The organism is Mesorhizobium sp. CU3 (genome assembly GCF_006442965.1).
Classification (GTDB): Bacteria; Pseudomonadota; Alphaproteobacteria; order Rhizobiales; family Rhizobiaceae; genus Mesorhizobium.
Genome location: NZ_VFWX01000023.1, coordinates 111963 through 121255, shown reverse-complemented (window position 1 = coordinate 121255; position 9293 = coordinate 111963). Strand labels below are relative to the sequence as shown.

6 protein-coding genes are annotated in these 9293 nt (G+C 65.0%); 2 read left to right on the top strand and 4 right to left on the bottom strand.

The genetic code is table 11. From position 1 onward, the window contains the following. The coding region (locus FJ988_RS27935) for a hypothetical protein (RefSeq protein ID WP_181183695.1) at positions 1-289 on the bottom strand (289 nt) is incomplete at its 3' end. A 466-nt stretch (positions 290-755) separates the two neighbouring features. Here FJ988_RS27935 and FJ988_RS27930 point away from each other — a divergent pair. After that, entirely contained in the window at positions 756-2684 is a 1929-nt protein-coding gene (locus FJ988_RS27930; protein ID WP_246688678.1) for a bifunctional diguanylate cyclase/phosphodiesterase, read from the top strand. Positions 2685-2775: 91 nt separating this feature from the next. Beyond that, positions 2776-4977, top strand: a complete 2202-nt coding sequence (locus FJ988_RS27925) for an ATP-binding cassette domain-containing protein (RefSeq protein WP_407067731.1) — start codon at positions 2776-2778, stop codon at positions 4975-4977. A gap of 196 nt (positions 4978-5173) precedes the next feature. On the opposite strand, the gene FJ988_RS27920 is transcribed toward FJ988_RS27925, so the two are convergent. The 3 genes from FJ988_RS27920 to FJ988_RS27910 are packed head-to-tail and all read right to left on the bottom strand — an operon-like array spanning position 5174 to position 9274. Further along, positions 5174-7456, bottom strand: a complete 2283-nt coding sequence (locus FJ988_RS27920; protein ID WP_140822077.1) for a molybdopterin cofactor-binding domain-containing protein — start codon at positions 7454-7456, stop codon at positions 5174-5176. Next, on the bottom strand, positions 7449-8813 hold the full coding sequence (locus FJ988_RS27915; RefSeq protein ID WP_140822075.1) for a cytochrome c: 1365 nt from the start codon (positions 8811-8813) through the stop codon (positions 7449-7451). Before FJ988_RS27915 ends, FJ988_RS27920 begins: the two co-directional genes overlap by 8 nt. A gap of 2 nt (positions 8814-8815) precedes the next feature. Beyond that, a complete protein-coding gene (locus FJ988_RS27910; protein WP_140822074.1) occupies positions 8816-9274 on the bottom strand; it encodes a (2Fe-2S)-binding protein in 459 nt (152 codons plus the stop codon). Between the last annotated feature and the right edge of the window lie 19 nt (positions 9275-9293).

The following is a 9293-nucleotide window of genomic DNA, read 5'->3' as shown; positions in this document are numbered from 1 at the left end:
CCTCGGTCCTGGGATCCTGGATCGCCCGGCTGACGGCCTGCTCGATGAAGTCCCGACCCTTGTCGCCGAACAGGTTCGAGACCAGCCCGGCGACATTTTCAACGGCCTCCTCGACGTCGTCGTTGGCAAGCCTGGCCAATGCTGAAGGCCGCTCGGCTTCCGATCGAACGGCTTTTCCCGGGCGCGTGCTCTTGCCCAGTTGCCGCCAGAGAATGAATGCGAAGGCGAGCGCAAAAACAAAGAACGACATTCGACCAAGCCCCGTTGAGTGGTCCGCGTTGATTGCCAAAGTGAAGATGTTGGAACGGACGAAAAGCTTGCGGCGCGCTGTTGCTCGGCGCTGGAAGGCCCTTGTCCTTGAAATCTCGATCGCCTGGTCCGCTGCTCGGCGGATCAGTGGACAGCTCGGCGACCCCCTCATCCTCCCGCTAAAGCGTCAAAACATCATTTCCCGGACGGGGCTGCCCGGGAGCTATCGGCAATGGCTGCGTTGTTGATAGGGGAAGTCTCGGAACGCGACCATACACATTATCGCGAGCTATCCGCGGCAAAGACTATGCGGCCAGCCTTTTGCCAATCTTCTGAAGGCGCAAAGCGCATCGATAGAAAACACGAAGTGTTGAAGCGCCGAAAAACGATGTAAACTTCTGAAACCCTTAACACGATTTTCATTCCGCTCGCCTAACTACTGGACCATGGCGAGATACCGTGAGCGGCTGGTTGCGGCTCCCCATCCCCGGGGGCAGAGCGAGGCCGTGCAAGCCGGGATCTTCCGCGATCAGCTTGCCGATCTGCGCGGCGGCATCTTCATTTCGATGCCTGTCGGCACCGTGCTCTCGGCTTTGGTCTTGGCCGTGCAGCTGCTTTCGGGCGGGGGCCTTGGCGCGGTTCTGTGGTTTGCCGCTATCGGCTTGATCAATGCCGCGCGCGTCGCGCTTGCGGCGACCCAATCTGACAGCGTGGCCGGCAGCCCGCGGGCGGCCGGCGGCCGGCTTTCGCTGTACGGCGCGCTGGCGCTGGCATCGGGCGTCGTCTGGTCTTTTCTCGCCGTGCTGACCCATGGCTACACCACACCCCAGGCGCCGCTCTATCTGATCGTGCTGGCCGGCACCTCGGCCGGGTCGGTTACCTACGGCGCGTCCTATGCGCCCACCTCGATCAATTTCGTCACGCTGCCGCTTCTCATCGCCGCCGGCTGCGTGCTGGCCAAGGGCGGCGTCGAGAATTACGTGCTCGCCTTCACGATTCTGATGTTCCTCGCCGGCATGATCCGAAGCGCGCTGATCGGACAGGCGCGCTTTTGCGAAACGAGCCGCCTCAAACACGAAGCCAGCGAGTTCGCTGCCGAGATGCAACTGAACGCCAGACGCGATCCGCTGACCAGCCTGCTCAACCGGCATGGGCTCGAGCAAGCCATTGGCCGGCTCGGACTTTCCGACGGCCCGTTCGTGACCATGCTGATCGACCTCGACGGCTTCAAATCCGTCAACGACACCTATGGCCACACCATCGGCGATGAGCTGCTTGTCAAGGTTGCGCGCCGGATAGAGGATCATGCGCCAGCGGGCGCGACGATCGCGCGCATCGGTGGCGACGAGTTCGTGCTTCTCTTCCCCAAGGGCAGCTCACCGCAACCCACCGGAGAGCTCGCCTCGGCGATCATCGCGGCGGTCGCGACTCCGGACCCGGCGTTGAAGTCGGTGCGCGTTGGCGCCTCGATCGGCATTTATGTGTCGGAAAAGCCACGACTGACCGAGATGCTGTTGAAGGCCGATTTCGCGCTTTATGCGGCCAAGCGCGGCGGCAGGAACGAACACTACATGTTCGATGCCGGGCTCGATCGAGCGCTCGAACGCAAGCAATGCATCGAGCGCGACTTGCGCGGCGCCATCGAGACCGGCGCGCTGTGCTGCTGGTTCCAGCCAGTGGTGCGCCTCGATACCGATGCCGTCATCGGCTTCGAGGCGCTGCTGCGCTGGCAGCATGGCATGCATGGCGCGATTTCCCCGCCCGAGATCGTCACCGCCGCGCGCGAAACCGGCCTTCTGTCGTTGCTGACAGAGACGGTATTCTTCAATTGCTGCGCCATGATCGCGGAACTGGCGAAGAGCGGGCGCCACGACGTCCGGGTGGCGATGAACCTGTCGCCGCGCGAGCTCGAAGCCGGCAATGTCGACGACATGATCCTCGACGGCCTCGAGGCGAGGGGCGTGCCCGCAGCCATGCTCGAGATCGAGATCACCGAAGAAGCGCCGGTCGATCGCGACCGGGTCGACGAGAAGGTGGGACGCCTGGCGGATGCCGGCATCTCGATTGTTTTAGACGATTTCGGCACCGGCTTCTCGACGCTGGTGTCGCTGAAGGATAGCCGCATCCGCAAGATCAAGATCGACAAGGATTTCGTCCGCGACCTGGCCAAGTCTGTGGAGGACCAGGCCGTAGTCGAGGCGGTCATCGGCCTCGGGCGTACGCTTGGCATCGAGGTTATGGCCGAGGGCGTCGAGACCGACGCCGACCGCATGATCCTGCGCTCGCTGGGCTGCATGATCGCGCAGGGCTACCTGTTCTCGCCGGCGCTTCCCATGCGCGATGCGCTTGCCTTCGAAGCGGTCGAAAAGTCCGCAGCCGAGGCCTTTTTCAAGCCGGCCTCCTTGGCCGGTTCCCGCAACGGGAACGCCGCCTGATCGGTGACCGAATGCGCGATGACGTCTGCATCACGCTTCTATGAGCGCCTGTCTGTGAAACCTTTCGATTTCGAAGCCGTTGTCGGGGCGTATGTCGGAGGCGAAATCCAGACCCAAGCCGGCCGGCGGCGCGAAGCCGCATGGCGCAGGGAAGCCGCGCCCCAAGGTCGCGCGCCAGCATGCACCTAAGCGCAAGATTTCAAGCGAAGGGGTCGGGGGCCAGAAGCCCCCGGGTCAAAAGCCATCGGTTCCTAAGGCACCGCCGAGCCGAAAATCGCCCAAGGCCCAGCCGTCGCTTGGCGAACCAGCACCGGGCAATGGATTGTCCGAGGATGCCGAGCCGAAGCTGAAGCCGAAGCCTCGTGCCAAGGCGCCGGTGGTCGAAGCGGCGGCCGATCCGGCCGTCCGCCAAGCGCCGCTACCCGATCCCGTCGAGCCCGACCGGCGGCTATCGCGCGAGGCGGCCGAGAAAGCGCGCAAGAAATATCTGACCAGGCGCTTCTGGATCAGTGGGCGCGGCTATTGGGGCCGGCATGGCGACAGGCTCGCCTGGCCTCTGACCATCGGGCTTCTCGTCATGATCGTCGCCAATGTCGGCTTCCAATACGGCATCAATCGATGGAACCGCGCCATCTTCGACGCCATTGAGGGCCGCGACGCCCAAACCGTCTACTGGCTGAGCGCCGTCTTCCTGCCATTGGTCGCCGGCAGCATCAGCCTGGTCGTGGCGCAGGTCTATATGCGCATGACCATGCAGCGGCGCTGGCGCTCCTGGCTCACCACCGCGACCATCGGGCGCTGGCTGGACCACGGCCGCTATTACCAGCTCAACCTCGTCAAGGGCGACCATGCCAATCCCGAGGCGCGTATCTCGGAGGATCTGCGCGTGGCAACCGAGTCACCGGTCGACTTCGTCGCCGGCGTCACCGTCGCCTTCCTGTCGGCCTCGACCTTCATCGTCGTCTTGTGGACGATCGGCGGCTCGCTCACTTTCACGCTGGGCGGCACGACCGTCACCGTGCCCGGATTCCTCGTCGTCACCGCGATGATCTATGCCGCGGTCACCTCGACCTCGATGTTCCTCATCGGCCGCCGCTTCGTGCAGCTCTCCGAGGACAAGAACCAGTCGGAAGCCGAATTCCGCTACGTGTTGACGCGCGTGCGCGAAAACGGCGAGAGCATCGCGCTGCTCGGCGGCGAGGACGAGGAAAACGCCGGCATCGACCGCACCTTTGGCGGTGTGCTGCAGCGCTGGGCGCGCCTGACCGGCCAATACATGCGAACGGCGCTCGTCTCGCAAAGCTCCAGCCTGTTCGCGCCGGTAGTGCCCGTGCTTTTGTGCGCGCCAAAGTTCCTCGAAGGCTCGATGACGCTCGGCGAAGTGATGCAGGCGGCGTCCGCTTTCGCCATCGTGCAGGGCGCCTTCGGTTGGCTGGTCGACAATTATCCGCGGCTCGCCGACTGGAATGCGTCGGCGCATCGCATCGCCTCGCTGATGGTGTCGCTCGACGGACTGGAGCGCGCCGAGCAGTCGCACGACCTCGGCCGCATCAAGCATGGCGAGACCATGGGCCACGCCATGCTTTCCCTCGACGATCTCTCCGTGACGCTCGACGACGGCACCTCGGTGGTGAAGGAGACCGAGGTGGTGGTGGAACCGGGCGAGCGCGTGCTGGTCTCGGGCGAATCCGGCTCCGGCAAGTCGACGCTGGTGCGCGCTATCGCGGGCCTGTGGCCCTGGGGTAGCGGCAGCGTCAACTTCCACCCCGACAAGCGGCTCTTCATGCTGCCGCAGCGGCCCTATGTGCCGTCCGGCACGCTGCGACGCGCCACCGCCTATCCCGCTGCCGCCAACAACTGGAAGAAGGCCGAGATCGCGGCCGCCCTTGACAAGGTCGGTCTCGGCTATCTGAAGAACCGGCTGGAGGAGACGGCGCCCTGGGATCAGACGCTGTCCGGCGGCGAGAAGCAGCGGCTGGCCTTCGCGCGGCTTTTGCTGCACGCCCCCGACATTGTCGTCCTCGACGAGGCGACCTCGGCGCTGGACGAACAGAGCCAGGACCAGATGATGCAGACGCTGATCCGCGAATTGCCAAAGGTCACCATCGTCAGCGTCGCCCACCGCGCCGAGCTCGAAGCTTTTCACACCCGCAAGATCACGCTGGAACGCTGCAAGGGCGGCGCCCGCCTGGTCAGCGACATCGAGCTTGCGCCGCGCAGGAAGAAACGCAACCTTCTGCAGCGCGCGCTGTGGGGGAGTGGCTCACGACCGGAAGAGCGGCGTGGGAAGTAGGCTCGACGCCCTTTCCTCGCCTGACGATTGGCGTTTCCTCGCCTCCTAGACTAGATGGCGCCCAGGTGGCCGGCGCCCGTTGCCTGTTGGGAGCTAACCCGACGCCGGCCCGGCGAACAGGGTTCGCCGTATATTCAGGATAGCTAAAATGCTCAGGCGCGACATTGCGTCATCGCGTAACGGAAACATCAGTCCGTCAGGCAGCCAGCGAGTAACCGAGGTCTCGTAGCGGCAGCTTGCGCACGCGCTCGCCGGTGGCGGCGAAGATGGCGTTGCCCAGGGCCGGCGCCAGCGCCGGGAAGGCCGGTTCGCCCATGCCGGTCGGCGGATTGTCCGACTGGATGAAATAGGCGTCGATGTTCATCGGCGCGAACGGCATGCGCAGGATTGGATAGGAATTGTAGTTCTGCTCGCGGATGCGGCCGTTCTCGATGGTGATCTTGAGGCCCATCGCCGTCGACAACGCGTCGGTGGATGCGCCTTGAGCCTGTGCCTCGGAGCCTGCCATGTTGATGATCGGTCCGACATCGAGCACTACGACGATGCGCGCGATCCTGATGCTCTTGTCGGCATCGACGCTGAGTTCGACGGCCTGCGCGACATGGCCAGCATGCGAATAGCACCAGGCCAAGCCCAGGCCGCTGCCCTTGGGCAAAGTCTTGCCCCAGCCGGCCTTGTCGGCGCACATTTTGATGACGTCGGTGGCGCGCTTGGGGCTGAAATTGACGCTTGCATCCTTGGGCGCGAGCTCGGGCACGTCACGGTTCACCGCGTCGAGCAAGAACTCGACATGGTCGCGCCCCGAAGCGAGCGACAATTCATGCATGAAGCTCTGCGCGGCAAAGACCTGCGCGTTGTCGCCCGGCGCGCGCCAGGCGCCGGTCGGGATTTTCAGCGGAAACATCGTCTTGCCGCGGCGCAGGTTAGGCGCCTTGATCGAGTAGCGCAGATTGTCGGTCAGGTTGGCGCCCGAGGCTTCCTTCTTGCCGTCGGCGGTGAAGGTGATGAAATGCTCCTGCCAGGCATCGAGCCGGCCACCCCGGTCGATCGCACCCTTGAACTGGTGGTAGCCGGCGGGCCGGTAGAAATCGTGGGCGAAATCGTCCTCGCGGCTCCATTGCAGCTTGACCGGCGCGTCGACCTTGAGCGCGATGGCCGCCGCCTCGCAGGCATAGTCGTTGACCAACCGCCTCCCAAAGCCGCCGCCGACGCGGGTCTGGTGCATCACGACCTTCTCCGGGACCACCCCGGCCACCTTGCCGATCAGCGGTAGGCCGCGGTCGGGTTGCTGCGTCGGCACCCATAGCTCCATGATCCCGTCATGCCAGTGCGCCGTGGTGTTCATCGGCTCCAGCGGCACATGCGCGGCGAAGGGATATTCGTAATAGGCCTCGACGGTTTTCGCGGCATTGGCGAACGACTTATCGACGTCGCCGACATTGTCGTCAGCCTTCTGCGGGAAACTCGCCGCGACCTCCTTCGCCAGCGCCGAGAAGTGCGAAGTGGAGTCCGTCGAAGCTTCGCCGAGATCCCAGTCGACCCGGAGTTTTTCCCGTGCCTGAAAGGCGCTCCAGGTGTCCCTGGCGATGATGGCCACACCCGGCATCACTTCAACCACAAGCCCCGTGCCCTCGATGGCGAAGGCGTCGAGCACGCCGGGCTGACGCTTGATCTCGTCGGCGTTGAAGGATTTCACCTTGCCGCCCGCCGCGGGACATTTGGTGTAGGTAGCATAGACCATGCCGGGGCGCTGGACATCGATGCCGAACAGCGGCTGGCCGCTGACCACTTTGGGATCGTCGACGCCGCGATAGCGCTTGCCGATCAGCCGGTACTCGGCCCGAGTCTTCAGCTTCAGGCTCTTCGGATCCGGCACCGGCATTTTCGCTGCCGCCGCGGCAAGCGATCCATAGGTTGCGGAGCGACCGCTCGCGGTGTGCGTCAGCACCGAATCCCGCGTGGTGATCTGCGACGGGTCGCCCGACCACGCCTGCGCTGCCGCGGCAACCAGCATCGCCTTGGCGCCGGCGCCCGCCTGGCGCAACTGGTTCCAGGCGCGCGGGATCGAGGTCGAACCGCCGGCGCCCTGGCTGCCATAGACTTTCGGATTGATGTCGGCCTGCTCCATCACGACATGGGCCCAGTCGGCATCGAGCTCCTCGGCGATGATCACGCCGAACGACGTTTTTATTCCTTGGCCGATCTCCGGGCATTTCGAATAGATGGTGATGGTGTTGTCCGGCGCGATGCGGATGAAGGCGTTCATCGCCTGGTTCGCGGCGTCGTTGCCATTGGCCGGCTCGGCCGCAAAGGCCGTGTCGCCAAGGTGGAAGCCAAGCACCAGCCCGGCGACGCCGGCGCCGGTCAGTTTGAAGAAGCTGCGCCGCCCAATGGTGAATGGCGCTCTTGCGGCACCGACCGAGTGCACCTCTTGCAGCAGTGCCGAGAGATAGGCGTCGGACCGGGCAAAGTCAGCCATTGGGAGCCTCCTTCGATTGCTGCGCCGCCTGCTGCTTGAGCGCGGCGACGTCCTTGGCCGTCAGATCGGCGCCCTTGGCGCCGAAGCGGGCGGTGACGTAGTTGGCGACGGCGGCGATGTCGTCGTCGGAATAGCCTCCGCCGAAGGCCGGCATGAAGATCTTGCCGTCGGCGGTCTTGCGGCTGACGCCATTGATCACGGTCTGCGCCACGTTGGTGGCGCTGGGGTCGTTCACCGCGCGCACGCCGGTCAGCGTTGCAAAGCCGGTGACCGGGCTGACGCCGGTCCAGTCATGGCAGGAGGCGCAGGCGCCGGCGAAGATTTTCTCGCCGCGCATGTTGGCTTGAGCTGTCGCTCCCTCCTTGTAGGAAGCGGGTGCCGCCGTCGTCACAGTGCGCGGCAGGTCGCTTGCCCGGGCCGGGATGCTGCGCAGATACGCGACCAGCGCATGCGTGTCGTCCGGCGTCAGATAGCTGAGGCTGTCGTCGGCGGCTTCGCCCATCGGCCCGGCCGCGCCGCCATGGCCGTTGGCATGGCCGGTCGCGAGATAGGCGTAGAGGTCGGCGTCGCTCCAGTCGCCGATGCCGGAGGTCTTGTCGCTGGAAATGTTGTAGGCGCGCCAGCCGGCGGTCAGCGCGCCGGCGAACTTGTCGTGATTGTCGAGCGCGAAGGCGAAATTGCGCGGCGTGTGGCATTCGCCGCAATGGCCCATCGCTTCGGCGAGATAGGCGCCGCGGTTCCATTGCGGGCTCTGCCCGGTGTTGGGGCGGAAGCGCTCGTCCGGATTGAACGCGACGTTCCAGAGCGCGATCAGCCCGCGCTGGTTGAACGGCCAGGACAATTGGTTCGACTTCGCCGGCGCCTTCACCGGCGTAAGCGTGAACAGATACGCCTTGATAGCCAGCGCGTCGGCGTCCGTCATCAGGCTGTAGGAAGCGTAGGGCATCGCGGGATAGAGTTTTTCGCCGTCGGCGCGTATGCCCCGATGCATCGCCGCCAGGAACTGGGCGTCGCTGTAATTGCCGATGCCCGTTTCCTTGTCCGGCGTGATGTTGGTGGAGTAGATCGTGCCGAACGGCATGTTGAAGGCAAAGCCGCCGGCGAACGGCGCGCCGCCGGGCGCGGTGTGGCAGGCCTGGCAGTCGGCGGCGTGGGTAAGATATTCGCCGCGCTTGACCAGATCGGCGAAGGCAAGCGCAGTCGGCGCACCGGTCACGGTGGCGCCCTGGTAACTGGCGAGCGCCACGGTCGAGCCGCCGGCAAAGCCAAGCGGATTGCGGCCAAGATAGAGCCAGCCCGCGAAGCCAAGCGCGACGACGACCAGAACCGCGACGAAGATGCCGAGCCCTCTCCTCATGGTCAGGCCGATTTGGCGGCGGCGTTTTTGATCGCCCGGCGGATGCGGATATAGGTGCCGCAGCGGCAAAGATTCCCTGCCATCGCCGCATCGATATCGGCGTCGTCGGGTTGCGGATTGGCGTCGAGCAGCGCGGTGGCCGACATGATCTGCCCGGCCTGGCAATAGCCGCATTGCGGCACCGCAATCTCCATCCAGGCCTGCTGCAGCTTGGCGCCGTTCGGGGTCGCGCCGATCCCTTCAATGGTGACGATGGGGCGCGTGCCGACATCGCCGACCAGGAGCTGGCACGACCGCACCGGCTTGCCGGCCACATGCACCGTGCACACCCCGCATTGCGCGACGCCGCAGCCATATTTCGTGCCGACGAGGCTCAGATGGTCGCGCAGCACCCAAAGCAGCGGCATGTCGTCCGGCACGTCGACGTCGCGAGACTGTCCGTTGACGGTAAGTGTGAGCACCCGACATCTCCCTGGCTGG